This window comes from Pseudomonas sp. S9, assembly GCF_000222125.1.
GTDB lineage: Bacteria > Pseudomonadota > Gammaproteobacteria > Pseudomonadales > Pseudomonadaceae > Aquipseudomonas > Aquipseudomonas segetis.
In genome coordinates this window covers 536,831-562,902 of sequence record NZ_AFFX01000002.1, presented here as the reverse complement: position 1 = coordinate 562,902, position 26,072 = coordinate 536,831, and the positions used below count along the sequence as shown (strand labels likewise).

The window sequence follows — 26,072 nt, the reverse complement described above, 5'->3', positions numbered from 1 at the left end:
AGTCAGCGGTGGGAATCCAATTTGTGTTTCCACGTCTAGAGTTCCTTAAAGGTCAAAGTCAGCTGGATTGAGATCCAGCTCCAGGCAAATCAAGCGACATACCGCTTTCTCGTCGTCATCGAAGTTGCCATCCGATGCGCCAACGGCAGAGACCACGCGGACCAGAAGGCGAGCAGCGCCATCATTACCTTTAAGCTTGCCAACGACCTTCAGCGCTTCAGCCCGACCGATCTGTTGATCGAACTCGAACTTGGCACAGTGATCGTTGAAGGAGTTGATCACGTCCTTGAGGTCAAAGACTTTCAACTCGGGCGAGTTAGTAATAAAGCCGACCATCTTGGATTTTTCCGCCGAGGAAATATCACCATCGGCTGCCGCGACCAATGCACAACCTGCCGTGGTCGCATCCATGAATTTTTGATTACGAAACTTGCTGACCTCTGTAGTCAGCTTGTCACGTGCCGCTGTCGCATTTGTTTTTAGCCACTCAAGCATTTGAGTTCTCCTCGACAGGCGCAGCCAGATGACTGCGCCATGAATATTATTTTGAGCCTGCGGTCCAGCGCATGCCCCAGCCATAGGCCTTGTCCATCACCGCATGGCCGCGATGGAAATCAACCTGACGGGTGACCTTTACTGCACCATTTACGTTTTCCAGCAAAGCAATAGCGCACACCCCTTCACGACCACCCTCCTCGTTGAGGCGTACTTCAATGTCGGGTTGGCCGGGAATGTAGATGGTCACCACGCCGTCTGTTTCCTTCCAGTTGGGAACACCTTCATAAATGAAGGCAAAGAACAGGATGCGCCGCACCTCGCTCCACTTAGCCCCATTGATGTGCAGCCACTCGCCACCGGCCACCGAGCCAGTCCGGTCGTCGCCCATCAGCTGTATATAAGGCTCGTGCGTCAGGCTTCCGAATGCCTTGCCGAGCGCTTGAACCACGCCCTTCTGGCCATTTTGCAGCTCATACAAGCAGCCGACATCGAGGTCGATGGACTTGCTGCGGGCAAAGAAACCACCGCTCTTGGCCGGCCGCTGATTCCAGTTCAGGTTGACCTTGATCTCACCAAAACCGGCAGCGGTTTTTTCCAGGCTGATAGTGGTGCGCGTCTTGTCGAGCGTGACCTTGCTCAGGCTGACCGATGACTTTGCAGCCGCAGGCGGCGTTGGAGGCACTGGAGCCGGGGGCGGCGTTGGGGTGGCCGCTGGCGCTGGCGCCGCAACTTCAACCCCAAAGTGCTTGGCCAATGGTTCAAGCCCGCCTGCAAAGCCCTGTGCCACGCAGCGGAACTTCCACTCGCCCTGGCGTCGGTAGAACTCTCCGAGGATGAGCGCAGTTTCCTGCATCCCCGCAGTAGCAAGCTGAGCTTCGATACCGCCCGTGATGTTCAGCGAAAGCTGGGAAACACGGTCAAAACTGGCTTTGTTCTCGTAGATAGTGGCGGTCAACGCCACTTTCTCAACCACAGGCTCGAGCTTGCTCAGGTCAACAGTGAATACGGCCCGGCCAGCAGATGATTCGGTCATCTGCACGACACCGCCCAGCACACTGGTTTGGCCGTAGAAACACATATCGCTATCGCCACGGACTTTACCCGCAGCGTTCAAGATAAAAGCCGAGACATCAATGTCCGCCCCAGGAATCGGGGTGTAGTTGATATCCACACTGAGTTGACCGGTCGCAACTGGCGCATTACCCCCCGGTACGAGAGCAACCATTAACGCACCGCCTGCACAGCCAGGGAAACCAGGTCATCGACCGTGCGACCATTGGTGGTAACGCCGATTGCCTTGAATTCCCAACCCGAGCTTTCACGCGACAGGCTGGCCATTACGATGCCAGTGTGACCGCCACGCTCGGACAGGTTGTAGCGGGCCAGTTCGCTGTTGTTGCTGGCGTTGACGATACGGCAGTAGGCGTTTTCAACTTTCTCGAAAGTCTGGCCGGTGAAGCTGTTGACTGTGAACACCAGGTGCTTGACTGCTTCAGGCAGGCGCTGCAAATCGACCTTGATGGTTTCGTCATCACCGTCGCCTTCGCCGGTACGGTTATCACCGGAGTGCTGGATGGAGCCGTCATTGGACTTGAGTTGACGGAACCAGACCAGGTCGATGGCCTTCAGCTCGCTGTCGAGCAGGATGCAGGAAGCATCGAGGTCGATCTCGCCGCCGCTGCCCAGCAACTTGCCGAAGAACCCGCTTTTTGCCGCATCCCAACCAAGGCCCAGGCTGATTTTGCTCAGGCCAGTGCCAGCAGTTTTTTCCAGGGATATCGTTTGGTTTTTGCTCAGCGTGAGTGCCATGGTTACGCTCCTTGTTGATCGTCAGTATTTGCTTGGTTTTCGGACTTGAGCTGTACAACGCTCGCTTGTTCTTTACGCTTCTTGGCCCTGCGCTTGCGTCCACGACGCCAGGCGGAGTGAAAGTGCCGCCAGTGCGCGTCTTGCGCTGCGGCCAGCAGTTCCAGGTCACCACGGGTGTCACCCCAGGCCCTGAGCCGATACTCGCTGAGGAGCCCGTAGACCGCCTCGAGCCGGATCACCTTGTTTTCGCAGCGGCAGTTGTTGCCGCTGATACGGCCCGTCAAAACTCCGTCGACAACCTCAAGCTCGGTGGCGATCAACTTGATCCCAAGTCGCTTGGCAAACGGGCCGAGGACCAAGGCTGGAGACGCCGAGCAAAGCGTAACCTCGGCACCTGACTCGACCTCGGCGGCGACCGACGACAAGCCCGATGGACGCATCAGCCGGGTCCAATAGCGATCGCAAAATGCCACTGCCTTGTGTTCAACCCACTGCGCCTCGACACCGGTCAGAAACTTGGCGATCAAATGGGCCTTGAGTTCATCACGGTTCATATGCCTGAAAAGGAAACGCAAGCTAGGTATCGCCAGGGTAAAAATCCGGCGGATAAACTCAGTTCTACCGAAAGCAAACCTGAGAAAAGGGACAAAACTGTCACGCCGCGTCAGCGTGCCATCGAAGTCAAAGACCGACAGCACCCGCTCATCATCGGCATCAGCACCCAACATCTCGTGCATTATCGAGCCGCTCCAGCCAGAAGGACCGGCGCTTCAACGCTGCCGATCTCGGTTTGTTTAACGCCAAGCCAGCGCGCTCGCTCAAGAATCTTGACCGCCCACTTGTAGTGAGTCGCCGGCTCGCACATCACATCGTTGTGTTTGAACACCGCAGGGGCCAGGTCGCTGACGATCAGCTTTGCGCTGTTGAAATCTTCAAGGCTGACGCGCAGCGAATCCTGGATGATGCTGATTTGGCTTGGATGAATCGCCGTCTTGCCGACCATGCCATGGGCGATATCAAGTTCGAGTTCCGCCTTGAGCAAATCAGGTTTGGCCAACTGCTCGAACACCGGCGCGGTCAAGGCAAAGCCCTGGGAACCCATGACGCCAGCCAGCATCGCAATCACATAGGACATCGGCGTGCTGTAGAGCGTTGTAGCTGGCATACGGCGCAACCCCAGGCTGCCCATCAAATCATTGCCGCCAACACGCAGGGCGATCACTCGCTGGTCGAGGCTGGCCTTGAGCGCCTGGCCTAACTCAACCATCGCATTCGGATTGAAAACCTCAGGTGTTTCCAGGGTCGGCATCAGGTACAGGTCCGTGTTGGTCACGGCCTGCTCCCATGCCCGCAGATTGCTCAACGTCAGCTTTGGTACGACGAAGCCATCGACATGGCGCATCAAAGGCCAGTCATTGAGCACTGCTGCCATTTCCGAATCGCGCGGGCGCACGAACATCAACGGCGCACCGGCTGGGCGTCCGCCACGGGCAGCAATAGCCTCGAGCAAGACCTTGAGATTGTGCAGCGCCGTGGACACATCGACCTCGGCCACTGCATCTTCCAGGCACACGACAAGGGAGCGCAGTTCAGGCAGCTTTGAGCCAAACACCACATCCAGCAGGTCACTGCGCGTAGCTGGCATGTAAAGCGTGGCCCCGAGTGCGTATGGCGACAGCTTATCCATTAGCTAAGACTCCGAATGATGGTCACCGCCCTGTAGGGTCCCAGCGCGCTGCCGACTTCTTCCACCGTAACACCAACGGACGCGGTAAGGTGCATCAGCAACTGGACATCACTGTCATTGCGGTCACGCACCAACACATGGTCGGGTACCCGGCGCAGCACTGCGCGAGTCGCTTCGGCAATCCCTGGCTTGACCCGGTTCAGATTGCTGATGTCAAACCGTTCAGCCAGGGACTCGACGACGGACCGCGCTGCCGCCTGCAGCGCTGTTCGTTGATCCTCGCTCCAGGGTGATGCCGGGGCGACGGGAGCCAAAGCTCGGCGCTGGGCTTCGATGTGCTCGATGAACTCGCGTGTCACGTCGTGCTCGGTCAAATGATCGTACACAACGCATCCATGCAGCCCGCCATTAGCGGGCCAGATGGAGCGCGACACCAAACCCGAAACGGTGGCGCCCAGGATCCCCGAGGGAATGATCCAGTCCTCTGCCGAAGCCGATAGCCAGGCACGGCCACAAGGATCTGCAAGCACCACCAGGCGCGGCTCGGCCGCAAAACGCGGGTCGTCCTTGAGACTACGCCTAATTTCAGCCGATATAGCACCTTTACCTGTCCATCCATCGACAAACACGATGTTCTCGGCGCCATGGGCCTGAATAATGGCCTCAAGCGCTAGATTGTCTATGCCGCGGTCGCGAACAATACTGATTCCATAGTGATGGCAATCGCGGCCCAGTTCGATCAAGGCGCGACGCAACAACACCCCCAATGGCAGCCCCGCACGCACGAAGGACACCAATATTATCGACGGTCCAGTGCAGGCTTGGTTCAATGCCAGGGCCAGGGATTGCACATCCGCAGCCATGCGCTCGCCGCTCTGTTGCAGTGCCTGTTGGTACAACGCCTTGTGTACCGGTGTCGGCGCGTGCTCCTGGCTGATCATCTCGGAATAATGCTTTTGCCTGGTTTGGATCAGGCGCTCCTTTTCCTCGACATCGGTCACTTCGATCTGCACCGCTTGCAGTAAGAAGTGCACATCATCAGCTGCATAGCTACCGCTGCCGACGGTGTCCAGCCCAGCAAGAGACAGCGTCATAGGCAGCGCTCCACAAGCTTGGCGAGCTGGCTGCGAGCCGGGGTTGCCCACATATGGCAGGCGTCCATAAACCCGAGGTCGGTAATGCTGTCACCGAAGCCCAATACCGGCCGTTCACCATTGATTTGGCGGTCACGGCGCAACCATTCCTCGACGGCCAGACGCTTGGACAGGCCAACCGGCAAAAACGCCAGGTTATTGCTGTTGGCGTGGATATGCATGCCATCGAGCAAGCCGCGCGCCTGGACTTCAGCCAGGACCGTATTCAGCACTTCATCACTGGATTCATTGTGTTTGGTGACCACGTAATGCTGCAGGCCGTGCTCTGCAACCACCCAGCCACGTAAGGAAATGCCAAGCGCCTTGCCGATCTCAAGCGTCGCTTGGCTCAAGTTCGGCAGGCGTTCTTGGTAATCGGCCAGAACCTCGGTCATGTGCGCCTGCCAATCAAGATCCAGGGACCTTGTGGCATCGAGCATGATGCCGCCATGGGCACAGATTGCGCCCTGGCTGAAAGGCAGTTGTACGCGGCTGTAGGCTTCAACACTGCGCGCAGTCACAGGCACCACATCGGCACTGGCGAGCAACCACTCGACAAACGACTTCTGCACGGGGCTCATGTAGCCATTTGGCTGGCCTTCGATATCGAGCGTTGCCGTATGCCTGGGCGTTCCTTCAGCCATCTTGCGCGCGGTTTGGAACAGGGTGTCATCAAGGTCGATCAAGACCAACGGACGATTACTGCTCATCGACAATCACCTCGGCGCCAAGGGTTTCCAGCAGTTGTGCCGAGACAGCTTGCGCCGGTGTTTCCGAGCAAATCAGCACGCGATCGAACTGGCCCGGACTGACGTTGTAGAGGAAGTTGGGAATCCCAAGGCCGTAGTTATCGGAAAATGACAGCGCATGGCCGATGGCATGGCCAAGGGCGATGGGCGAACGACTTGTCGAGCTGAAGTGAACATCGGCGCCCGCCCGCTCCAAGCGCTCGGCCAACAGGAATGGCCGCCAGACAAACTCACTGGTGCCAACCACCAGTACGCGTTCACCAGGCTTGACCTGCAGGCCAGGCGCCAAGCTGTCTTGTACTTCACGCACCCCCAGGCGACCCCAATTGTTACGTGCGGACAGCGGCCAGTTGCCTGCTTCGACGGTGCCCACGGCAGGCATCTGCGGCAGTGGCGCCTCAAGATCTTCGTTGAACTGATAGCAACCCTGGAGCAAGGATACTTGCTGCGTAGAGGCTCCGATGCTGTTGCGAACGGCATTGCCCGACCAGTCGGTGAGTACGCATGTGACAACACGCTCAAGCTGGTTCATACCCGCATCGACCAGGGCGCGATGCAGGTTGATAAATGTCTTTCCAGTGGAGGCTTCGTCGTCGACAAGCACCAGCGAACGTGCGTTCAACAGCGCTTCAGGCTCAAGCGGCATGTGGATCAAGTGAGCACTGGCATGGCTGTGCTCTTCTTCGAACCGGGTGAAGAGCTCGGTGCCGGTCGGATGACGGGTACTGACCATGTAAAGCGTGTCCGACCGGGTGCGGCTGTAGGCACGATGTACACCCGCGCCGAGACCGACAGCGGTCTCGGCCATGCCGATCACCACGACCGGACCGGGTAAGTCAGCCGGGATCTTGGCAGCCAAATGCTCAAAACTTGCATTCATCACCGAGGGACGCACTGGAATATGGCGCCCTAATACCTTGGAGACGAACAAAAATGCACGCTTGGGATTGTGCCGCTCGGCAAAGCCGAACAATTCATCAGGCGCACCGACGCAACCCTCGACGTTGACTTCGAGCAGGCCGCGCATCAGTTGCGCACTAAGCATGTGTGTTGCGGTGTTACCAGCCATTGACAATGTTCCTAGATTGGCTTGGGGCAGATCACCCAACGCCGGTTCCATGGGCTTGATGCAACTACAGGTTTCGCGCCTCGATTCGCCATAAAGCAGGCTGGGCTTCACGCGCCAACTCAGCTGTATTCAGGGCTCTTGCGTTTGGCGTTTTATCTGCATCGATACGACAAGCCTCAAGAAAAGAAAGTACCAAGGCGCCCTTGACCGCAAAGTTCATGTTTTGCGTGTCCGGGCAGGTTGAAGTCACCATCGCGACCACTGCGCCGCTGGAATCGAACAGCGGGCTACCACTCGAGCCCGGCTGGATGGGGGCAGTAAACTGCAGAAGGCTCGAGTCGTTGTGCAGCCCAAACAGGGCCGACACACCGCCCTGAGTGACATGCACGCCTCCACCGGCCAGGCCAGCGAGCGGGAATCCCAGGGCAACGACCGGGGCACCAAGGTCACAACCGGCCCCATCCTTGAATACGACCGGTTTCAGCCCCGGACATTCCAGGACCCTGAGCAGGGCGAAATCATTATTGCGGTCGACCACCACGGGCTCGGCCCGATAACGCCCCTCGAAAGAGGCAATGTGAATTTCCTGCATCCCCTCGATAACGTGGGCGCAGGTCAATATATGGTTGGCTGAAACAGCAAAGCCGGTGCCCGTTGCACTGCCTGCAGCTCGACCAGAATCCGAGGGCATGGTGCGCCCTTTTGGATGGGCATCATCAACATCAAGTCCAAGCCTGCGCCCCATCGCCGCCAAACCGTAGGCCGAGCCTTCGGCCAGAGCGCGGAATTTCCAGTGCTCATTGCGAATGTAGTATTCGCCGATGATGATCGCAGACTCGCCGTTCTCGCCAAGATCAAGCCTGCACTCGATTTGCCCATCAATTTGCAGGTGCAGGGTTTTGAGCGTGCTGACCGGCCCGGCTGCAGCGTAGCTGTAGACGACCAGAAGCACCCGGTCAGCGCCAGCGGGCAGTGCCGCCAAATCGAGCGCACAACCGACCTTTTCCGGCCCGCCACTCCACTGCATCCATTCGCGCTCGGTCTGGAACAGTGCAGCCGGGCCTTTTGGCTGGCGTTTCTCGTCAAGCGGCAAAAGTGCAACAGCCGCATATTCGCCAAAAGCACCGGCATCGGCGCACTCCAGCGTCCACTCGCTGCGCTTAGCCGAAATCGGAGCATTGGCGCCAGGCGTCAGCAGCATCATTGTCCAGGCTCTCCCTGAGCATTCATGAACTTCGTCCGGTAATCACGCAGACAAGCGCAATCAAGACGCAGTATCCGATCATCATCCAAGATCAAGCTGCCACCGGAACAGCAATGGTAAGCGCCTTTACTCTGACATCCGCTCGCCAAGCCGTTTCTGGCTCCGCCAAGCCCAGGCGGCGAGTAGCAAAGATTCCAGGCAAATTGACGCCAGTGGCCCGGGTATAGCCGATCCCACCGGAATAACGCGGATTGATTTCCAGCAAATGGGGCTTGTGGTTGGAGTCGTCCCGAGTCTGCACATTGACTATCCCGTCACAGGCAAAATGCTGCACAGCCTTTAGCGCCAGTTCAACCGCAGCGCCTTCGCGCTCGAAGCTCTGGTACAGGCCAGACTTGCGCCGTCCGACAAAAGCAACAGCTTGCCCCGCCTCGCATACGATATCGACCGAGCACTCGCTCCCGGTCATATAGGGCATGACCAGCATTGGCGGGCGGTTTTCAGCGCCAGCGTATGCCTGCAGGTACATGTCGAAATTCACTTCGCGCATGCCCGTCTTGGCAAAGCAGCGAAATGGATCGGCATCTTGCTTGAAGCGCCAGAAGCCCTCGCCATAGATCCCTACAACCGGCTTGATGCAAACCTCGCCCAGCGCCGCAAGCCTTGCATAGGCATCGCTCAGTTGGCGGGCATCCGTTACGGTAATGGCTGGTACACAGTCCAAACCCGCACGTTCGGCTTGCGCCGTGAACAGGCTTTTGTCGTCGACCATGTTGAGTGCATCAATCGACAGCGCGCCGGTCACAAGCGTCAGGCCAGCGGCGTCAAAACGCGCACGGGACGATTCAAGCAGATGGCCTTCACGCCCAGCGACTATGACGCGCACAGCGTTCGCCCGGGCGGTATCAAGGATCCACTCGATACGTTCCTGGTTATCTGCAGGTTCTATCAGGGCGACATCAGCGAGCCCGGTAATTTCGGGACGTGACTGGCGATGAGAAGCAAAAATCTTCACACCTTCGGGCAATGCATCGCGTACACCTGCAATGATGTCACGCTGGCTGGACTGCCCTTCGAGTAACCAGATCATCTGGAGCTCCTATAAATGCGCACGTTCGCAGCAACTGGCCTGCCTGAGGCTGTAAATTCTGATCTCCATGGGGAACAAGGAATTGCCTGCATGACTAGCAGTTGAATTCGCTAGAAGAACCTTCGGCTCAGCGAAGTGTGCCTGGTGAGCCAATGCTCGTGCATAGGTGTCCGTCTGGTTAGTGTGCGCACCCATAATATCAGCTTGCCTGTTGAGTAAAACGACTAGCAAAACCTTGTATCAATTGACTGTTACAGCGAGTCAATCGACCAATCCTGAGAGCATCAACAGCTTGCAACAGCTGCCTTGCAGCTGCCAATGAGTCGTATTGACGCGCAACCAAAGGCCAATCAAACACTGGCAGCGCAGTAAAGTTGTTTCATCCAATGTCTATAACCCTATATTGGGCTTATTCCCGGCCGAACCTCTGACCTTGACCGGTAAAATCAGGCAATATTCGATTAATAACCAATGGAGTCTGCACATGAAGTGGTTGAAAGGACTGGCACTGGGCGCAGTTATCCTGGCGGTTGCCGCCAGTGCACTGGGTCTGTTTTACGTACTACCCCGGCACGAGGTCGTCCTGGTCACGGGTGTCGAAGTCAAACGCGTCGATCATGACGGGGTGATCAATGCCGAGAACCCGGCGGACGGCCCGACCCGCGATGTTTACTTTATCAACACCGAAGATCCGGACAGCAAGAAGGTCATGGTCTATCGCAATGAAGATACTGGCTGGAGCTTTCCCTGGTACTTCAAGTTCGACTCCGCGGACGAGCAGGCCAAGGCCCAGGGTTATTCTCGTGATGCCGAGCAACTGGCGCTTATCCGCTATTACGGCTGGCGGATACAGATACTCTCGATCTTTCCCAACATCACCCATATCGAAGCGACCAACAGCCGGGCGCAGCCCTTCCCTTGGTTCAATACCATTTTCTTCAGCCTGCTTGGCCTAGCGGTGCTGTATGTAGTCGTTAGCTTAAAGCGCCGCAAAAAACGCCGTAACCAAGTGGTTGCCAGTTAAGCGATACGAGTCACTAACACCTCGGCAGGGCTCAACCCAAAAGGGTTGTTCCTGCCACCTCAGCCACGCTCGATCGGCGTCGAAGTCAGCTCGAAAGGACTGTTGCTACGGCGCTGGTTGCGGTCTTCACGCGGGGTGGCGCCAAAGAAATTGCGGTAGGCGCTGGAGAAATGCGGGCCGGACGAAAAGCCACACGACAAGCCAATCTGGATAATCGACTTGCTGGTCTGCATCAACAGTTGGCGCGCCTTGTTCAGGCGCAGCTCAAGATAATACTGACTCGGTACGCGATTGAGATATTGCTTGAAGATACGCTCCAACTGACGGCGCGACACGCAAACGTGCTGGGCGATTTCATCAGTTGTCAGCGGTTCCTCGATATTGGCCTCCATCAGCAACACCGCCTGCGTCAGCTTCGGATGACTCGAGCCCAGGCGATTTTGCAGCGGAATGCGCTGGCGCTCACCACCCTCGCGAATACGCTCGACCACCAACTCTTCACTTACCGCACCGGCAAGCTCAGCGCCGTGATCGCGCGCCAACAGTGCCAACAGCAAGTCCATCACCGCCATGCCACCACAGGCAGTCAAGCGGTCGCGATCCCAATCAAACAAATGACTGGTGGCAATCACCTTGGGGAAGCGCTCGGCGAAATCATCCTGCCAGCGCCAATGCACCGAGGCGCGATAACCATCGAGCAACCCCATCTGCGCCAACGGATACACCCCGGCTGAAATGGCGCCTATCACGCATCCGCTGCGCACCAGTTGCTTGATCGCACTCGACAACCCCAGCGCAATGTTTGCGGGTGGCTCGTCAGCCAGCAGGAAAAGGCGTTGCAGCCCTTCAAGCTTGCCCGGCCAAGGCTCACTCGGCAACGTCCAGCCACCGGCTTCCGCCTGGGGTTCGGCTTGCAGGAAGGTAAGTTCGTAGACCACTTCCGGGTGGACACGCTGGGCAACGCGCAACGCTTCCTCAGCCATTGCCAGGGTTAACGGCTTGGTGGAGGGCCAGATCAGGAAGCCAATTCGGTGGGCATTCATTCGGGGCAGTTTAGCTCTGTTATGCGACCACTGAGCAAGACTCGCCAGTGACCCCACTCGATTAAGGTGCTTATTTTAGGCTACCGGAGAGAAACTGCTTGAGGCGATCGGACTGAGGATTCGCCAGCACTTCACGTGGACAACCACGCTCTTCGACAACACCTTTGTGCAAAAACACCAGTTGGTTCGACACTTCACGGGCAAAGCCCATTTCATGCGTGACAACCACCATGGTACGCCCCTCCTGGGCAAGGTCCTGCATCACCTTGAGCACTTCACCGACCAATTCCGGATCGAGCGCCGAGGTTGGCTCGTCAAACAGCATGACTTCAGGCTCCATCGCCAGCGCCCGGGCGATAGCCACGCGCTGCTGCTCACCGCCGGACATATGCGCGGGATACGCCTCTTTGCGATGGGCGACACCTACTTTGTTCAAGTAATACTCGGCTTTCTCAAGCGCCTCTTTCTTCGACACGCCCAGCACATGCACGGGAGCCTCGATCACATTCTCCAGGGCGCTCATGTGCGACCACAGGTTGAAGTGCTGAAACACCATGGCCAGGCGTGAACGCATGCGCTGCAATTGCTTGGGATCGGCTGCCTTGAGAGCGCCATCTTTGCCGGCGACCAGCTTGAGCTCTTCATTGTTGAGCAAAATCTTGCCGCCATGGGGCTGCTCAAGCATGTTGATGCAGCGCAGGAAGGTACTTTTACCGGAACCACTGGAGCCAATGATACTGATCACATCACCGGCCTTGGCTGCCAGTGAAACACCCTTCAGCACTTCGTGGCTGCCGTAGCGCTTGTGCAAGTCCTGGACTTCAAGTTTGTACATGGTGTCGACTCTCGAATGCAGTGGAATCAGTCGCTGAGTAAGCGGCCCTGACGTATGGATTGATGACCGGCCACCTTCGCCAGCCAGCGCCCTGGCTGGGCAAAACGCGTGCGTTCAATCGCAAAGATCACACCTGATGTACCCGCGCAAACCACGCTGTGCTGGTCGTCGAGCGGATCTATCACTTCAAATACGGGTGTCCCGGCCTCAACATAAACGCCAGCAGGCTGCAGGAAGCTCACCACGCCCGCATGCGGCGGATAAAGCATTTCCGTACCTGCAAAAGGCACCGCATCGCAGCAATCTTCTGGTGCTGCAGGCCAGCGGCCGCTGATCAAGCCTTGCTCGGCAAGAAAAGCCAGAATCGATTCCGCATCAGCATTGGCCTGCTCGCGCCCGGTGCGCTCCATGCCACCCAGTTCCACGGTCGAGGCCAGGCATGCGGGTTCAATTGCAGCCTGCGCAAAACGCTGGGCCAGGCGTAGCCATGGACCCGAACACGCCTCGTCAAAGGATGAGCCACCCGAATCTTCAGCCAGCAGTACGGTTCCCGCCTGCAGGCGAGCCGCCAGCGAGCGCAACTGGGGCCAGTGCTGGGGAATTGCATAAAGATGCACCGCAGCCTCAAAGTCACAATGCAGGTCGAGCACCACATCGGCATCACAGGCATGCTGCAACAGCAGGCGCTGCATGGCTTCGAGCTGCGACTGCGCTGGGGCCAAGGCCTTGAGCGCAGCCACCATGGCCACACGAATCACCTGTGTATTGGCCGCCACATCGGCGCCCAGCTTGCCTTCAAGTTGAGGGGCGATCGCATCTGCCAGATCGACAAAATCACGATTGAAGTTTTGCCCACTGCACAATTCATAGCGGCCCTGGTGCTGACCTTGCACCATCTGCCCAAGCCCAATGGGGTTGGCCACGGGCACCAATTCGATCACGGCATTGAGCTGGCCTTGCTGCTCAAGCTCAAGCAAGCGGCGCTTCAACTCTACCGCAACACGCATACCCGGCAGTTCATCAGCATGCAGCGAAGCCTGGATATAAACCTTGCGTTCGCCACTGCCAAAGCGAAACACCGACAGTCGGCGCTCAGTGCCCGGTGTGCTCCAGGGCAATAGATGATCAATACGTTGCATCAACCTCTCCTCAGTGCTTGCGTGGCGCCAGATACGCCAACCAGCGGCGCTCGGCAAGCTTGAACAGGCGCACCAGAATAAAAGTCAGGCACAGGTAGAAAGCGCCAGCGGTAATAAATGCTTCAAACGGCAAGTAATACTGGGAACTGACCGTGCGTGCGGCGCCGGTGATGTCGATCAGGGTCACGATCGAGGCCAGGCTCGTGGTGTGCAGCATCATGATCACTTCATTGCTGTATTGCGGCAGCGCCCGGCGAATAGCCGATGGCAGCAGAATCCGGCGATAGAGCTTGATCCGCGACATGCCCATGGCCTTGGCTGCCTCGATCTCGCCATGGGGCGTCGCCTTGAGGCTGCCGGCGAGGATTTCAGCGGTATAGGCACTGGTATTGATCGCAAAGGCCATGCAGGCGCAGAAGGATGCATTGGAGAAATACGGCCACAATGCGCTTTCACGCACCAGCTCGAACTGAGCCAGGCCGTAGTAGATCAAAAACAGCTGTACCAGCATCGGCGTGCCGCGGATCAGGTAGGTGTAGAGCCACGCCGGGAAGTTGATGAATACCGACTTTGACACCCGCATCAAGGCCAGTGGAATGGCCAGCAGCAGGCCAATGAAGAGGGAGATCAGCAGCAGCTTTAGTGTCACCAACACGCCGCCGAAATACAGCGGCAGGCTGTCCCAGATAACGTTGTAGTCAAAAATCATGCGTGCGCTCCCCTACTCAGAGTTCAGCGGCTTTGGTGCCGACCGAGTAACGTTTTTCGAGATAACGCAGAGCCAGCAGCGAAACGCTGGTCAGCACCAGATAGAGCGCGGCAACGGCGAGATAAAAGGTAAAAGGCTCACGCGTGGCATCTGCCGCGCTCTTGGCCTTGAACATCATGTCCTGCAGGCCCACGACTGAAATCAGCGCCGTGGCCTTGGTCAGTACCAGCCAGTTATTGGTAAAGCCTGGAATGGCAAAGCGGATCATCTGCGGCACAAGAATGCGGAAAAACACCTTGGTATTGCTCATGCCATAAGCCACGCCAGCTTCGGCCTGGCCTTTAGGGATCGCCATAAAAGCGCCACGAAAGGTTTCCGACAGGTAGGCGCCGAAGATAAAGCCCATGGTGAAGACACCCGCCACAAAGGGGTTGATGTCGATATAGTCGTCATAACCGAGCATCGGGGCGACACGATTGACCATGTCCTGGCCGCCATAAAAAATCAGCAGGATCAGCACCAAATCGGGAATACCGCGAACGACAGTGGCATAGGTTTCACCCAGAACTGCCAGCCACTTGATCGGCGACAGGCGAAAGGCCGCGCCCAACAAGCCAAGCACAGTCGCCACCGCCATTGAGGTCAGGGCCAGAATTACGGTTAGCCAGGCACCGTCAAGAATGGTCGAACCATAGCCATTCAGCATGCTCTAGTGTCCTCATGCAGGCACCGGATGGTGCCGAAGAGTGCATCGAAAAGTGGCGCATACCGTGCAAGCCAGGGTCCTGCACGGTGTACGTTCACCAACGGATTGAGATGTGCACGAGATCCGTGTGCGCCACTTTCAGTTGAGGCGATTAATCACCGTAGACGTTGAAGTCGAAGTACTTGTCCTGAACTTCCTTGTACTTGCCGTTGGCGCGAATGTCCTGGATGGCGGCGCTGATCTTGTCAGCCAGCGCGGTGTCGCCCTTGCGCACGGCAATACCTGCACCTTCGCCGAAGTACTTCTTCTCGTTAAAGTCCGGACCTACCAGCTCAAAGCCTTTACCGGCGTCGGTCTTGAGGAAGCCATCGTCAATGTTGACGGCATCGGCCAGGGTGGCATCGACACGACCTGCGGTCAGGTCAAGGAAGATCTCGTTCTGCGAGCTGTAGCGCACCACTTCAACGCCGGCAGGCGCCAATACATCGGTTGCATAGCGGTCGTAGATTGAAGCGCGCTGCACACCCACTTTCTTGCCCTTGAGGTCAACCAGCGGGTCCTTGATCACAGTACCGGCCTTCATGGCGAGCTTGGCTGGGGTGTGGTAGTACTTCTTGGAAAAGTCCACCGACTTCAAACGGTCTTCGGTGATGGTCATCGAAGACAGGACCGCGTCGAACTTGCGGACTTTCAGAGCCGGGATCAGACCGTCGAACTCCTGCTCGATCCAGGTACACTTGACCTGCATCTGCTCGCACAAGGCGTTGCCGATGTCGTAGTCAAAGCCGGTGATATTGCCGTCCGGAGTCTTGAAGGCAAAGGGTGGGTAAGCAGCTTCAATGCCGATACGTAGCGGTTTTGCATCATCAGCCATGGCCAGCGGCGACAGAACGGATAGCGCCAGTGCGCCGAGAAGTGCAATCTTCTTCATCTTGTGACTCCTTCGAAAGGGAATGGCAACGGATGGCAGTGAGTAAATGCATTCAGCTATGCATGAATTATAGTTAACTCGCCATCAAGACTACGCAGAGCGCAGGCAATGTAAGGCTTCGGCTGAGTGAGCGGCATTCTAACGAGAGGCTGAAACTCTATATTTCTTCAATGCGACAAGTAATTACAAATGCACCTGAGGCACCTGGCCTGGCGATTGACATCCCACGCAAAAAGTGCATGGAAAGAATTGAAGTGTAACCAATTATCAAAGCAATATCGACGCCAAGTTTTCAAACCCCTGTATTCACGGGGCCAAGCCGTCAATTTTATTTCAAAAGCCAAGTATTTTCAGCCCTTTAAAAGCGCAAAGTGTTTCCCTGCGCCCCATTTAGGAGCGGCATTGTTACCCCAACCCTGGGGATTCAAGGCGGGCCACAGGGCCGTCAGCCTCATCCGACAATCTGCGCGACCATACAAAAAAACGCCCGACTCCAAGGAGCCGGGCGTTTCGCTTACTGCAGGTGACGCGCTAGAGATACTTCAGGCGCAAGCGCTCTGCATGGCCTTGTGCGTATCAATAAGGTGCTGCACCACGCTTGGGTCAGCCAGGGTCGAGATATCACCCAGACCTTCGTACTCGGCGGTGGCGATTTTGCGCAGGATACGGCGCATGATCTTGCCTGAGCGTGTTTTCGGCAGGCCCGGTGCCCACTGGATGACGTCAGGAGAAGCGATTGGACCGATCTCCTTGCGCACCCAGTTTTTCAACTCCTGGCGCAACTGCTCTGAGCTTTCCACGCCGCCAGTCAGGGTGACATAGACATAGATCCCCTGCCCCTTGATGTCGTGCGGCACACCGACGACGGCCGCCTCGGCCACTTTCGGGTGGGCAACCATGGCGCTTTCGATCTCGGCGGTACCCATGCGGTGACCGGAGACGTTGAGTACATCATCGACACGCCCGGTAATCCAGAAGTAACCGTCTTCGTCGCGGCGGGCACCGTCACCGGTGAAGTACATGCCACGGAAGGTCTTGAAGTAGGTATCGACAAAGCGGTCATGATCGCCATACAGCGTGCGCGCCTGGCCTGGCCATGAATCGATGATCACCAGGTTGCCTTCTACAGCGCCTTCAAGCAGGTTGCCCAGGTTATCAACCAGGGCTGGCTGGACGCCGAAGAACGGACGGGTCGCCGAGCCAGGCTTGAGTGCTGTCGCACCCGGTAACGGGCTGATCAGAATGCCGCCTGTCTCGGTTTGCCACCAGGTATCGACAATCGGGCATTTCTCTTTACCGATGGTCTTGTAGTACCAGTTCCAGGCTTCCGGGTTGATCGGCTCACCGACAGAGCCCAGCAAGCGCAGGCTGGAGCCATCGGCGTCCTTGATGGCAGCTTCGCCTTCAGCCATCATCGCGCGGATTGCGGTTGGCGCCGTGTACAGGATATTGACCTTGTGCTTGTCGATGATCTTCGACACCCGGGTGATATCCGGGTAGTTCGGCACGCCTTCAAACAGCAAGGTAGTCGCACCATTGGCCAGGGGGCCGTAGACAATGTAGCTGTGCCCGGTCACCCAGCCGACGTCGGCGGTACACCAATAGACATCGCCCGGCTTGTAGTCGAACACACGCTCATGGGTCAGCGCCGCGTAAAGCAAGTATCCACCAGTGGTGTGCTGCACGCCTTTTGGCTTGCCCGTTGAGCCCGAGGTGTAGAGGATGAACAACGCTTCCTCGGCGCCCATCTCTTTCGGCGCGCAGTAGCTACCCGCAACTTTCATCAGGTCTTCGTACCAGACGTCACGGTGCTGGTTCCACTTGATGTCGCCACCGGTGCGCTTGCAGACGATGATTTTCGTCACGCTGGAGGTTTCAGGGTTGGTCAAGGCGTCGTCGACGTTGGCCTTGAGGGCAATGCGCTTACCACCGCGCAGTCCTTCATCGGCGGTGATCACCACTTTCGAGTTGCAGTCGATAATCCGGCCCGCCAGCGCCTCGGGCGAGAAGCCACCGAACACTACCGAGTGGATTGCGCCGATGCGGGTACAGGCAAGCATGGCCACGACCGCCTCGGGGATCATTGGCATGTAGATAGTCACTACATCGCCGCGATGGATATCCTGGCCGCGCAATGCGTTGGCGAACTTGCAGACATCCTCATGCAGTTCGCGGTAGGTGATGTTGCGGTGCTCCGAAGGATCGTCCCCTTCCCAGATAATCGCCACCTGGTCGCCACGCTCTTCAAGGTGGCGATCAAGGCAGTTATGGGAAACATTGAGGGTGCCATCGGCAAACCACTTGATATCGACATGATGGTCGTCGAATGAGGTTTGCTTGACCTTGGTAAACGGCTTGATCCAGTCAAGACGTTGCGCTTGCTCACGCCAGAAACCATCCGGGTTCACCACGGACTGCTGGTACATGGCCTTGTAGGTTGCCTCGTCGGTCAGCGACTTGGCCGCCGCCTCTGGGCTCACGGGATACAGGTTCACAGCACTCATCAACAACTCCTGCGACACAATGGGTTGGTTATTCTTATGCCCCATTGTGTGATCATCAGACCCATTGCAGGCCATTCGACCATGGTATTAGCGCCAGTCAACCAGCCGGGCTGCGGGCTTGTGCGGGCCAAGCGGGTCGACTCACGCCGCTCAGCCTGTCAACCTCAGGTCTTTAGTTGGTTTGCAAACTGGCCAACCGCACTGACCACATGCTGTGCCCCATCCTGGATGTCGACAATCACCGCGCCCGCCTCATTGGCCAGGCCCAGCCCCTGCTCCGCCAGCTCACGACTGCTCGCCATGCTACCCACCGCGGTCTTGGCCAGGGTTTGGTTTTTCTGCACCACCTCGACAATTTCCTCGGCGGCCTGACTGGTTCGACCCGCCAGCTGGCGCACCTCATCGGCCACCACAGCAAAACCGCGTCCCTGCTCGCCTGCCCTGGCTGCCTCGATGGCGGCGTTGAGTGCCAATAAATTGGTTTGATCGGCGATGCCGCTGATGGTCTTGATGATTGAGCTGATCAGTTGCGACTGCTTGTCCAGTGCTTCGATACCTTCGGCAGCTTCCTGCACTTGCTCGGCAATCCGGTGCATCACCGCCACGGTCTGGCTTACGACTGAAGCGCCCTTCTTCGCCGTGGTGTCGGTCTGCTGCGAAGTGCTGTAGGCGATATTTGCCGCCTGAGCGACTTCCTCCTCGCGATTGACCTGATCGGTAATAACGGTTGCGAACTTGACCACTTTATAGAGTACGTCGTGGGCGTCATGCACCGGATTATAGGAGGCCTCAAGCCACACCACGCGGCCATGGGCATCCACGCGTTTGAAGCGGTCGGCGATAAATTTCCCGCGATTGAGCTGCTCCCAGAATTCCTGGTATGCAGACGAGTTGTATTCCTCGGGTTCACAGAAAGTGCGGTGGTGCTTGCCCTGGATCTGATCGAGACGATACCCCATGGCCACGAGAAAGCGCTCGTTGGCCGTCAGCACTTCGCCCTTGAGGTTGAACTCAATAACCGCAGTTGAGCGCAACAGTGCATTGATCAGGCCTTCATGTTCCTTGGAGGTTTCTATGGTGCGGGTCAGGTTGTTGGCGCACATGGTAAAGCCTTCAACTACACCCTTGCCATTGCGCAGTGGCTGCCAGATTGCGCGTAGCCAGGCATCGTCGCCGTTACCGCAAAGCAAGCGATAAGCACCACTGATGTGCTCACCCTGGGCCAGGGCCTTTTTCAATGATTTATAATTGACATCACTGCGGAAAAAACCGGGGATCAACTCTTCAAGGTCATGCCCTATCAGGTCTTCGCGACGGTAGTTCATTTCCTCGAGAAACAGCTCATTGACGAACAGGATGCGGCATTGGGCATCGAGCTCGAGCACCAGCATCTCCTGGTAAATAGACTCTTTAATCTGCCGAGTCCGAGAGTAGGCCTCCCGCAACTCTGCCAATTCCTGCTTCATCTTGCGATTGAACATTGCGGCGCTACTCACTCAGATTGATGGGGCATGTCCAAATAATCGGCGCTATTCATTTTTTCTTAAGTGCAGGCGCATAAATATTCGCAAGAGGCAATTTGCATAGGCCTATACGCACCGACAGGCGCCTGAAGCCAGGCCTGATGATGCTTCTCAAAGAAAATGGCGAGCAACAGGAGTAACAGCCAAAGGCGCTCCAGCACGGGCTGCCCCAGCGCGGGCTGCCCACCAATATCAGGCGCAGAGGTTATTTAAGGGTTCCTCAGCGGCGTCCTTGCTGCCAGGCCGCAGCCAGTCCGCTCAAGCAAATGACCACAATACCGACCAAGGTGCTCAGATCAGGCACGTGGGAAAAGACCAGGAACCCCAGCAACCCGGCAAAGACAATCTGGCAGTAGCCAAATGGTGCCAGCAATGCAGGTGGCGCACGGCGAAATGCCTGGGTCAGGAACAGGTGGGCAGACATGCCGCAGGTACCCAGCGCGAGCATCAGCAGGCCATGAGTCAAACTTGGAATTTCCCAGAAAAACGGCACCAGCGCACTGACCAGCAAGGTATTGAACAATCCGGCGAAGAAATTACTGGTGGTCGGGGAATCAACCTCGCTAAGTTTGCGAGTAAGTATCTGGTAACAGCTAAAGCACATCGCTGAACAGAACGGCAATATGATGGCCGGGGTAAACATTTCACCGCCCGGATGCACTATCACCAGCACCCCGGCAAAGCCCACCAGCACAGCCGCCCACTGGCGCCGGGTTACCGACTCACCCAGCAAGGGCACGGACAAGGCCGTCACCAACAGCGGGGCCAGGAAGTTTACCGCCGTCGCTTCTGCCAAGGGGATGAACAGCAAGCTGCTGGTAAAGAACAGGCTGGTACCCAGCAGGCAACTGGCACGCAGGGCCTGAAGCCCCGGGCGCCTGGTGCGCAGTACACGTAACCCCGACTGCGGCAGGAAGATCGCGGCCATAAGCAGGGTATGCACCACATACCGGGCCCACACCACCATCACGATCGGATAGAAGCCCGACAAGTACTTGGACAGCGCATCATGGCTGGCGAACAAAAATGTCGCCAACAGGATAAGCAGGATCCCCTTGATTGGATGACTGGGGTTCGACAGCGTTGCGCTGCTGGCACTCATGCACGCCTCGTCAGTAAATGCAGGTCAAGGCCCACAAAGGATGAATAGGTTGCTAACTATAGTGCAGAGCAACCAACTGACCAAGCGTCGCCATGAATCTAATGGTTTTCGCTGCCCATGAATTCAACGATTTTTGAACGCAGCCAACGCTCTGCACAGTCGTTGTCCTGGGCACTGCTCCAGACCATCGACAGCTTCGATTGCGAGATTGCAAAAGGCGCAGGTTCGGCACGCAAGCCACCACCGGAGACCAGTTCCGCAGCCGCGTAGTCGGGCACGGTCGCCAGCAGCTCAGTGCCTGCCAGCAAGGAGCGCAAGCCATTAAACTGCGGCACGGCCAGAACCACATTGCGCGAGCGTCCAATACGCTCGAAATCGCGATCAATGTTGCCGTTGAGATCGCCAGAAAACGACACCAGCGCATGCGGGCGACAACAATACTCATCCAGGGTCAGAGCGCCAGGACGGTCGTCCGCGCGCAGCACCTTGGTATCGATCAGCCGCAAGGTCCGGCACTTTGCATTGGCCGGTAAATCCATCACATAGCTGACACCCACCGATATCTCACCCGACTCAAGCTGGCTGGGCATCAACAGGAAATTGGTGCGTCGAATAACCAGCACCAGGTTGGGTGCCTGCTGGCGCAGATTGTTCAAAAGCGGCGGCAGCAGACCGCATTCGACATCATCGGAAAGGCCAATGCGCATCGTCAGCTTGCTGGTGGCGGGATCAAACTCCTGCGCGTAACTCAAGGCATTGGACATTGCATCCAGCGCCGGACGCAGTTGTTCGAATATTTCCAGTGCGCGCTTGGTTGGCTCCATGGTGCGACCGGTACGAATAAGCAGTTGGTCGTTGAAAAAATCCCGCAACCTGGACAGCGCATGGCTGATAGCAGGCTGGCCGAGAAACAGCTTCTCGGCGGCACGGGTCAAATTGCGTTCAAGCATCAATACTTCAAAAATAATCAGCAGATGCAGGTCAACCTTGCGCATGTCATTGCGATTCATCGCCTTGTCCCACACCCCGTCGGGTCTCTCAGGATAAATGGCGCCAGCCCGCAGGCTGGCGCCGGTGCCTTACTTGGTCAGCGCCGAGTAACTGTTCATCAGGTTACGGTAGTTCGGGATACGCTCGGAAAGCAAGTTGCCCAAGCCTTCAATGTCGTTGCGCCAGTCGCGATGCAGTTCACAGGCCACGGCGAACCAGTTCATCATCTGGGCGCCCGCTGCACTCATACGGTTCCAGGCGGCCTGCTGAACGGTTTCGTTGAAGGTGCCAGATGCATCGGTCACCACAAAGACTTCAAAACCCTCAGCCAATGCCGACAAGGTTGGGAACGCCACGCAGACATCGGTGACCACCCCGGCAATGATCAACTGCTTACGGCCAGTTGCCTTGATCGCCTTGACGAAATCCTCGTTGTCCCAGGCATTGATCTGTCCTGGGCGTGGAATGTAGGGCGCATCCGGGAACATGGCTTTCAGCTCAGGAACGATGGGACCGTTCGGGCCACTTTCGAAGCTGGTGGTCAGAATGGTTGGCAATTCAAAGAACTTGGCCAGATCAGCCAGGGCCAGTACGTTGTTCTTGAACTCATTGGGCGAGAAATCCTGTACCAGAGAAATCAAACCGGTTTGATGGTCGACCAACAGCACAACTGCGTCGTCTTTATTGAGGCGCGAATAGGGCATTACTGTACTCATGGGAGACTCTCCTTGGATTGCTGGTTGGGGGTATATCTATTGACGGGCGTTCCAGCACGCACCTGTGTCGCCAATAGCAGAAAAATCATGGCCGCTGGCCCTGCCCGGCAAGCAGATGGCGTATCTGCACCGGCACGCCGTCAACCTGGAGGCGCCGGGCCTTGGCTTCGATACGTTGCTCGGCACGGGTAACGCGATTGTGGTGACGCAAGTGTTCAAGCCAGGACTCATCAAAGAACACCTCAAGCCAACGCTGCTGATTTTCGGTGTCCTGGACCAATGTCCAGGAGAACGCACCATTGCGCCGACGCATGCGTCGCACATCATTCATCGCCTGTTGAAATGCCAACCAGTCCTGGGCAGCGACTTGATATTCCACGGTGATCATGACCGGACCCCGATCAGTGTCTTGCGGCTCCAGCAGCACCGGTACAGGCCAATGCAGTGAAGGCGCCAGGTCTTCGGCATCGGTCACTGGCAACCTGAAGTAGAAGGTCGCGCCAATCCCCAACAGCAAGGCGAGTGCTGCAAAACACAAGGCAGTGGTGATTGAACTGTGGCTGGCAACAAAACCCCATAGCAGGCCGCCGCTGGCCATGCTGCCGAAGAAAACCAGGATATAAACCGACAAGGCGCGCGCACGAACCCAGCTGGGAACCGCCGTCTGCGCCGCCACTTGCAAGGTTGAGAGCACCGCGATCCAGGCGGCACCACTGATAAACATCACTGCAATCAGCAGGGGGAGATCACGGATAAAGGCCAAGGCCAGAATAACAAGGGCATAGAGCACGCTGGCCCCGGCAACCAAGGCATCGGCCTGGACGCGCTCGCGCACCTTGGGCAACAAGGTTGCGCCGGTCACAGCGCCGACACCGACGCTGCCCAGCAGCAGGCCAAAGTCCGCAGCGCTACCCTGTAGTTCCTGGCGGACAATCAGTGGCAATAACGACATGGCACCGCTGGCGCCGAGGAAGAACGCCAAGGCCCTGAGCAACACCGCCTGCAGGGGCTTTGATGCCCGGCTGTAGCGCCAGCCTGCACGAATGGCGCCCCACAAACGCTCAGCCGGCAGTACCGCTGGAGCCACTTCGCGGCGCCAAAATAGCAACACCACTATAACGGCGAAGAACGACAGGGAATTAAGGGCAAATGTCGCCCAGGGTCCACTCAAACTGACCAAAACACCCGCAATGGCTGGACCAATCGCGCGCGCCACATTGACTCCGACACTGGACAGCGCAATTGCCGCTGGCAGGTCGGCCTTACCCACCAGCTCGGGGGTCAGGGCCGACCATGCCGGCATCATCAAGGCGGTGCCAATCCCCATGCTCAGGGTCAACAGTAACAACAGGGTCACAGTCATCTGGCCGCTCAGGGTCAGCAAGGCCAACGCCATTGCCACCGCCGCCATCCACAATTGCACACCAAGCAAATAGCGTCGCCGGTCAACAATGTCGGCCATCGCCCCTGCCGGCAGCGCCAGGAAGAACATCGGCGCCGAGCCCGCAACCTGTACCAGCGCCACATTCATCGGGCTGGCGGACAGCGATGTCATCAACCAACCCGCTCCCACCTCATGCATCCAGGTGCCGATGTTCGAGGCAATACTGGCCAGCCACAGCCAACGGAAGGTCTTGTAACCCAAGGGGCTCCAGGCCGACGATTTCACAGCAGTATCAGAAGGCAAAACAGGAACACCCGAATGCGCCCCAGAACCCCTGGAAGTCGCTGACTGGAGCCGATGATAGTCGTGCTTTTTCATGGCTATGTGCATGCACCGCGCAGGCACCAACACATTGATGGACCTGTTGCGCCATGGGCGCATTCAGCCGCCAATGCCCTGGCACATTGATCACTGGCGACCAGTCCGGCATGACCGGTACCGAAGGCGGTGATAATTTGCTGAACTCTTCGCTGGCATACACCACTTCGCCACCGACGACCGTCAACACCGACTCAATCCATTTGACCGCCTCTTCATCGACCGAGAAGTAATCCGCCGACAAGGCAATCACGTCTGCCAGTTGCCCTACTTTGATCTGGCCTTTCTTGCCCTGCTCCGACGAAAACCAGGCACTGCCATGGGTAAACAGTTGCAAGGCCGTTGCCCGCGACAAACCTTCGGGGTACAGCGCCATGCCGCCAACCGTCTTACCGCTCACCAACCAATAAAGAGAAGTCCAGGGGTTGTAGCTGGAAACACGGGTTGCATCGGTGCCCGCACCCACGGGCACGCCCTCGGCGAGCATGCGCTGGATCGGCGGCGTCTGTTCAGCGGCCTGCTTGCCGTAGCGGTCGACAAAGTACTCGCCCTGGAATGCCATGCGGTCCTGAATGGCGATTCCCCCGCCCAGGGCTCGCACCCGCTCGATATTCCTTGGCGTGATGGTCTCGGCGTGATCAAAGAACCAGGGCAAGCCATCAAAGGGAATATCCCGGTTAACCTTCTCGAACACATCCAGCATGCGCGAGATGGATTCGTCATAGGTTGCATGCAAACGGAACGGCCAGCGCTGCTCGACCAGATGACGTACAACCGGCTCCAGTTCAGCCTCCATGTCGGGCGCCAGATCTGGACGCGGCTCAACGAAATCCTCGAAGTCAGCCGCGGAGAACACCAGCATCTCACCGGCACCGTTGTGCCGCAGAAAATCGTCACCCTGGTGCAGCTTCACCGAACCCGTCCAGTTCTTGAAATCCGTCAGTTCTTCCTTGGGCCGCTGGGTAAACAGGTTGTAGGCGATGCGTACGGTCAACTGCTTGGCCTTGGCCAGTTCCTCGATGACGGCATAGTCGTGAGGGTAGTTCTGGAATCCGCCACCGGCGTCAATCGCGCTGGTGACGCCAAGACGATTGAGTTCGCGCATGAATTGACGCGTCGAGTTGACCTGGTATTCCAGCGGCAACTTCGGCCCCTTGGCCAGCGTCGAGTAGAGAATCATGGCATTGGGCTTGGCCACCAGCATTCCGGTTGGATCGCCATTGGCATCACGCTGGATTTCCCCGCCCGGAGGGTTTGGCGTATTGCGGTCGTACCCCACCACTCGCAGCGCCGCACGATTAAGCAGCGCACGGTCGTACAGATGCAGAACGAATACAGGTGTGTCCGGCGCCGCCTGGTTGAGCTCATCAAGTGTTGGCATGCGCTTCTCGGCGAACTGGAATTCATTCCAGCCGCCAACCACTCGCACCCATTGTGGTGCGGGGGTAACCTCGGCTTGAGCCTTGAGCATGCGCAAGGCATCGGCCAGTGATGGCACGCCCTCCCAGCGCAGCTCCAGGTTGTAATTGAGTCCACCGCGTATCAAGTGCAGGTGCGAGTCATTGAGGCCAGGCACTACAGTGCGACGCTGTAGATCGACCACTTGAGTGGCGCTGTTGCGCATGGCCATGGCTTCGGCATCACTGCCGACCACCACGAAACGTCCGTCCTTGATCGCGACCGCCGTGGCCTCGGGCTTTTCGCGGTCTACCGTGTGCAGACGACCGTTAAACAGAATCAAATCAGCGCTCATGGCTTTTCCCTTCGATATCCTGGGTAATACGCCAGCAACTGCGGCGCTTGATACAGCAGATCAAATCACTGCTGCTGTCGACTAAACCGGTGTACA

Annotated in this window: 23 protein-coding genes and 2 pseudogenes; 1 reads left to right on the top strand and 24 read right to left on the bottom strand. The window is 57.5% G+C overall.

Translation table 11 applies throughout. The features are described from left to right. Positions 1-45 precede the first annotated feature (45 nt). From PSES9_RS0106540 to PSES9_RS0106495, 10 genes are all read right to left on the bottom strand, one after another. Positions 46-495, bottom strand: a complete 450-nt coding sequence (locus PSES9_RS0106540; protein ID WP_010485243.1) for a tellurite resistance TerB family protein — start codon at positions 493-495, stop codon at positions 46-48. Positions 496-541: 46 nt separating this feature from the next. Beyond that, on the bottom strand, positions 542-1,723 hold the full coding sequence (locus PSES9_RS0106535) for a TerD family protein (RefSeq protein WP_010485242.1): 1,182 nt from the start codon (positions 1,721-1,723) through the stop codon (positions 542-544). Then, positions 1,723-2,307, bottom strand: a complete 585-nt coding sequence (locus tag PSES9_RS0106530; RefSeq protein ID WP_010485240.1) for a TerD family protein — start codon at positions 2,305-2,307, stop codon at positions 1,723-1,725. Before PSES9_RS0106530 ends, PSES9_RS0106535 begins: the two co-directional genes overlap by 1 nt. A 2-nt stretch (positions 2,308-2,309) precedes the next feature. Beyond that, on the bottom strand, positions 2,310-3,044 hold the full coding sequence (locus PSES9_RS0106525) for an HAD family hydrolase (protein WP_010485238.1): 735 nt from the start codon (positions 3,042-3,044) through the stop codon (positions 2,310-2,312). Then, entirely contained in the window at positions 3,044-3,994 is a 951-nt protein-coding gene (locus PSES9_RS0106520) for an HpcH/HpaI aldolase/citrate lyase family protein (RefSeq protein WP_010485236.1), read from the bottom strand. Before PSES9_RS0106520 ends, PSES9_RS0106525 begins: the two co-directional genes overlap by 1 nt. Continuing rightward, positions 3,994-5,088, bottom strand: a complete 1,095-nt coding sequence (locus tag PSES9_RS0106515; protein WP_010485234.1) for a cysteine protease StiP family protein — start codon at positions 5,086-5,088, stop codon at positions 3,994-3,996. Before PSES9_RS0106515 ends, PSES9_RS0106520 begins: the two co-directional genes overlap by 1 nt. Continuing rightward, positions 5,085-5,837 (bottom strand): hypothetical protein, encoded by a 753-nt coding sequence (locus PSES9_RS0106510; protein ID WP_010485232.1) that lies wholly within the window; start codon positions 5,835-5,837, stop codon positions 5,085-5,087. The genes PSES9_RS0106515 and PSES9_RS0106510 overlap by 4 nt, the downstream gene beginning before the upstream one ends. After that, the gene (locus PSES9_RS0106505) at positions 5,827-6,945 is read right to left on the bottom strand and encodes a phosphoribosyltransferase domain-containing protein (RefSeq protein ID WP_010485230.1); all 1,119 of its coding nucleotides are present in this window, start codon (positions 6,943-6,945) and stop codon (positions 5,827-5,829) included. The genes PSES9_RS0106510 and PSES9_RS0106505 overlap by 11 nt, the downstream gene beginning before the upstream one ends. Before the next feature lie 64 nt (positions 6,946-7,009). Continuing rightward, entirely contained in the window at positions 7,010-8,149 is a 1,140-nt protein-coding gene (locus PSES9_RS0106500) for a trypsin-like peptidase domain-containing protein (RefSeq protein WP_010485228.1), read from the bottom strand. A gap of 91 nt (positions 8,150-8,240) precedes the next feature. Beyond that, entirely contained in the window at positions 8,241-9,239 is a 999-nt protein-coding gene (locus PSES9_RS0106495) for an ATP-grasp domain-containing protein (RefSeq protein WP_010485226.1), read from the bottom strand. Positions 9,240-9,723: 484 nt separating this feature from the next. Between PSES9_RS0106495 and PSES9_RS0106490 the strand changes: the two genes are divergently transcribed. Further along, the gene (locus PSES9_RS0106490) at positions 9,724-10,263 is read left to right on the top strand and encodes a DUF1523 family protein (protein ID WP_010485224.1); all 540 of its coding nucleotides are present in this window, start codon (positions 9,724-9,726) and stop codon (positions 10,261-10,263) included. Between the two features lie 59 nt (positions 10,264-10,322). Here the strand turns inward: PSES9_RS0106490 and argR are convergent, their stop codons facing one another. The 14 genes and pseudogenes from argR to PSES9_RS0106425 form a co-directional block, all read right to left on the bottom strand. Continuing rightward, positions 10,323-11,306, bottom strand: a complete 984-nt coding sequence (gene argR / locus PSES9_RS0106485) for a transcriptional regulator ArgR (RefSeq protein WP_010485222.1) — start codon at positions 11,304-11,306, stop codon at positions 10,323-10,325. 70 nt (positions 11,307-11,376) lie between these two features. After that, entirely contained in the window at positions 11,377-12,141 is a 765-nt protein-coding gene (locus PSES9_RS0106480; protein ID WP_010485220.1) for an ABC transporter ATP-binding protein, read from the bottom strand. A 26-nt stretch (positions 12,142-12,167) separates the two neighbouring features. After that, positions 12,168-13,280 (bottom strand): succinylglutamate desuccinylase/aspartoacylase family protein, encoded by a 1,113-nt coding sequence (locus PSES9_RS0106475; protein ID WP_010485218.1) that lies wholly within the window; start codon positions 13,278-13,280, stop codon positions 12,168-12,170. Positions 13,281-13,290: 10 nt separating this feature from the next. Beyond that, on the bottom strand, positions 13,291-13,989 hold the full coding sequence (locus PSES9_RS0106470; protein ID WP_010485216.1) for an ABC transporter permease: 699 nt from the start codon (positions 13,987-13,989) through the stop codon (positions 13,291-13,293). Between the two features lie 16 nt (positions 13,990-14,005). Further along, positions 14,006-14,695 (bottom strand): ABC transporter permease, encoded by a 690-nt coding sequence (locus PSES9_RS0106465; RefSeq protein ID WP_010485214.1) that lies wholly within the window; start codon positions 14,693-14,695, stop codon positions 14,006-14,008. A 151-nt stretch (positions 14,696-14,846) separates the two neighbouring features. Continuing rightward, on the bottom strand, positions 14,847-15,626 hold the full coding sequence (locus PSES9_RS0106460; protein WP_010485211.1) for an ABC transporter substrate-binding protein: 780 nt from the start codon (positions 15,624-15,626) through the stop codon (positions 14,847-14,849). A 542-nt stretch (positions 15,627-16,168) separates the two neighbouring features. Next, positions 16,169-18,130: an acetate--CoA ligase gene (gene acs / locus PSES9_RS0106455; protein WP_010485210.1), complete on the bottom strand. Its 1,962-nt coding sequence runs from the start codon at positions 18,128-18,130 to the stop codon at positions 16,169-16,171. A 164-nt stretch (positions 18,131-18,294) separates the two neighbouring features. Further along, positions 18,295-18,729, bottom strand: a pseudogene (locus tag PSES9_RS25650) (methyl-accepting chemotaxis protein); the annotation flags it as partial. Between the two features lie 105 nt (positions 18,730-18,834). Beyond that, positions 18,835-19,521, bottom strand: a pseudogene (locus tag PSES9_RS25645) (PAS domain-containing protein); the annotation flags it as partial. 352 nt (positions 19,522-19,873) lie between these two features. Beyond that, entirely contained in the window at positions 19,874-20,755 is an 882-nt protein-coding gene (locus PSES9_RS0106445; RefSeq protein WP_010485206.1) for a DMT family transporter, read from the bottom strand. A 98-nt stretch (positions 20,756-20,853) separates the two neighbouring features. Continuing rightward, the gene (locus PSES9_RS0106440) at positions 20,854-21,765 is read right to left on the bottom strand and encodes a LysR family transcriptional regulator (protein WP_010485204.1); all 912 of its coding nucleotides are present in this window, start codon (positions 21,763-21,765) and stop codon (positions 20,854-20,856) included. Between the two features lie 69 nt (positions 21,766-21,834). Continuing rightward, positions 21,835-22,461 carry an isochorismate family cysteine hydrolase YcaC gene (ycaC, locus tag PSES9_RS0106435; protein ID WP_010485203.1) on the bottom strand — a complete coding sequence of 209 codons (627 nt, stop codon included), beginning with the start codon at positions 22,459-22,461 and terminating at the stop codon, positions 21,835-21,837. An 85-nt stretch (positions 22,462-22,546) separates the two neighbouring features. Further along, positions 22,547-24,130: an MFS transporter gene (locus PSES9_RS0106430; protein ID WP_238530367.1), complete on the bottom strand. Its 1,584-nt coding sequence runs from the start codon at positions 24,128-24,130 to the stop codon at positions 22,547-22,549. A gap of 7 nt (positions 24,131-24,137) precedes the next feature. Next, a complete protein-coding gene (locus PSES9_RS0106425; RefSeq protein WP_010485199.1) occupies positions 24,138-25,976 on the bottom strand; it encodes an amidohydrolase in 1,839 nt (612 codons plus the stop codon). Between the last annotated feature and the right edge of the window lie 96 nt (positions 25,977-26,072).

Bases quoted from the DNA above. Each gene is read 5' to 3' on its own strand.
- PSES9_RS0106515 (WP_010485234.1), bottom strand. From the start codon at position 5,088: ATGACGCTGTCTCTTGCTGGGCTGGACACCGTCGGCAGCGGTAGCTAT.
- PSES9_RS0106440 (WP_010485204.1), bottom strand. From the start codon at position 21,765: ATGAATCGCAATGACATGCGCAAGGTTGACCTGCATCTGCTGATTATT.
- ycaC (WP_010485203.1), bottom strand. From the start codon at position 22,461: ATGAGTACAGTAATGCCCTATTCGCGCCTCAATAAAGACGACGCAGTT.
- PSES9_RS0106530 (WP_010485240.1), bottom strand. From the start codon at position 2,307: ATGGCACTCACGCTGAGCAAAAACCAAACGATATCCCTGGAAAAAACT.
- PSES9_RS0106505 (WP_010485230.1), bottom strand. From the start codon at position 6,945: ATGGCTGGTAACACCGCAACACACATGCTTAGTGCGCAACTGATGCGC.
- PSES9_RS0106445 (WP_010485206.1), bottom strand. From the start codon at position 20,755: ATGAGTGCCAGCAGCGCAACGCTGTCGAACCCCAGTCATCCAATCAAG.
- PSES9_RS0106520 (WP_010485236.1), bottom strand. From the start codon at position 3,994: ATGGATAAGCTGTCGCCATACGCACTCGGGGCCACGCTTTACATGCCA.
- PSES9_RS0106490 (WP_010485224.1), top strand. From the start codon at position 9,724: ATGAAGTGGTTGAAAGGACTGGCACTGGGCGCAGTTATCCTGGCGGTT.
- PSES9_RS0106475 (WP_010485218.1), bottom strand. From the start codon at position 13,280: ATGCAACGTATTGATCATCTATTGCCCTGGAGCACACCGGGCACTGAG.
- PSES9_RS0106495 (WP_010485226.1), bottom strand. From the start codon at position 9,239: ATGATCTGGTTACTCGAAGGGCAGTCCAGCCAGCGTGACATCATTGCA.
- PSES9_RS0106510 (WP_010485232.1), bottom strand. From the start codon at position 5,837: ATGAGCAGTAATCGTCCGTTGGTCTTGATCGACCTTGATGACACCCTG.
- PSES9_RS0106470 (WP_010485216.1), bottom strand. From the start codon at position 13,989: ATGATTTTTGACTACAACGTTATCTGGGACAGCCTGCCGCTGTATTTC.
- acs (WP_010485210.1), bottom strand. From the start codon at position 18,130: ATGAGTGCTGTGAACCTGTATCCCGTGAGCCCAGAGGCGGCGGCCAAG.
- PSES9_RS0106425 (WP_010485199.1), bottom strand. From the start codon at position 25,976: ATGAGCGCTGATTTGATTCTGTTTAACGGTCGTCTGCACACGGTAGAC.
- PSES9_RS0106535 (WP_010485242.1), bottom strand. From the start codon at position 1,723: ATGGTTGCTCTCGTACCGGGGGGTAATGCGCCAGTTGCGACCGGTCAA.
- PSES9_RS0106460 (WP_010485211.1), bottom strand. From the start codon at position 15,626: ATGAAGAAGATTGCACTTCTCGGCGCACTGGCGCTATCCGTTCTGTCG.
- PSES9_RS0106525 (WP_010485238.1), bottom strand. From the start codon at position 3,044: ATGCACGAGATGTTGGGTGCTGATGCCGATGATGAGCGGGTGCTGTCG.
- PSES9_RS0106500 (WP_010485228.1), bottom strand. From the start codon at position 8,149: ATGATGCTGCTGACGCCTGGCGCCAATGCTCCGATTTCGGCTAAGCGC.
- argR (WP_010485222.1), bottom strand. From the start codon at position 11,306: ATGAATGCCCACCGAATTGGCTTCCTGATCTGGCCCTCCACCAAGCCG.
- PSES9_RS0106540 (WP_010485243.1), bottom strand. From the start codon at position 495: ATGCTTGAGTGGCTAAAAACAAATGCGACAGCGGCACGTGACAAGCTG.
- PSES9_RS0106480 (WP_010485220.1), bottom strand. From the start codon at position 12,141: ATGTACAAACTTGAAGTCCAGGACTTGCACAAGCGCTACGGCAGCCAC.
- PSES9_RS0106465 (WP_010485214.1), bottom strand. From the start codon at position 14,695: ATGCTGAATGGCTATGGTTCGACCATTCTTGACGGTGCCTGGCTAACC.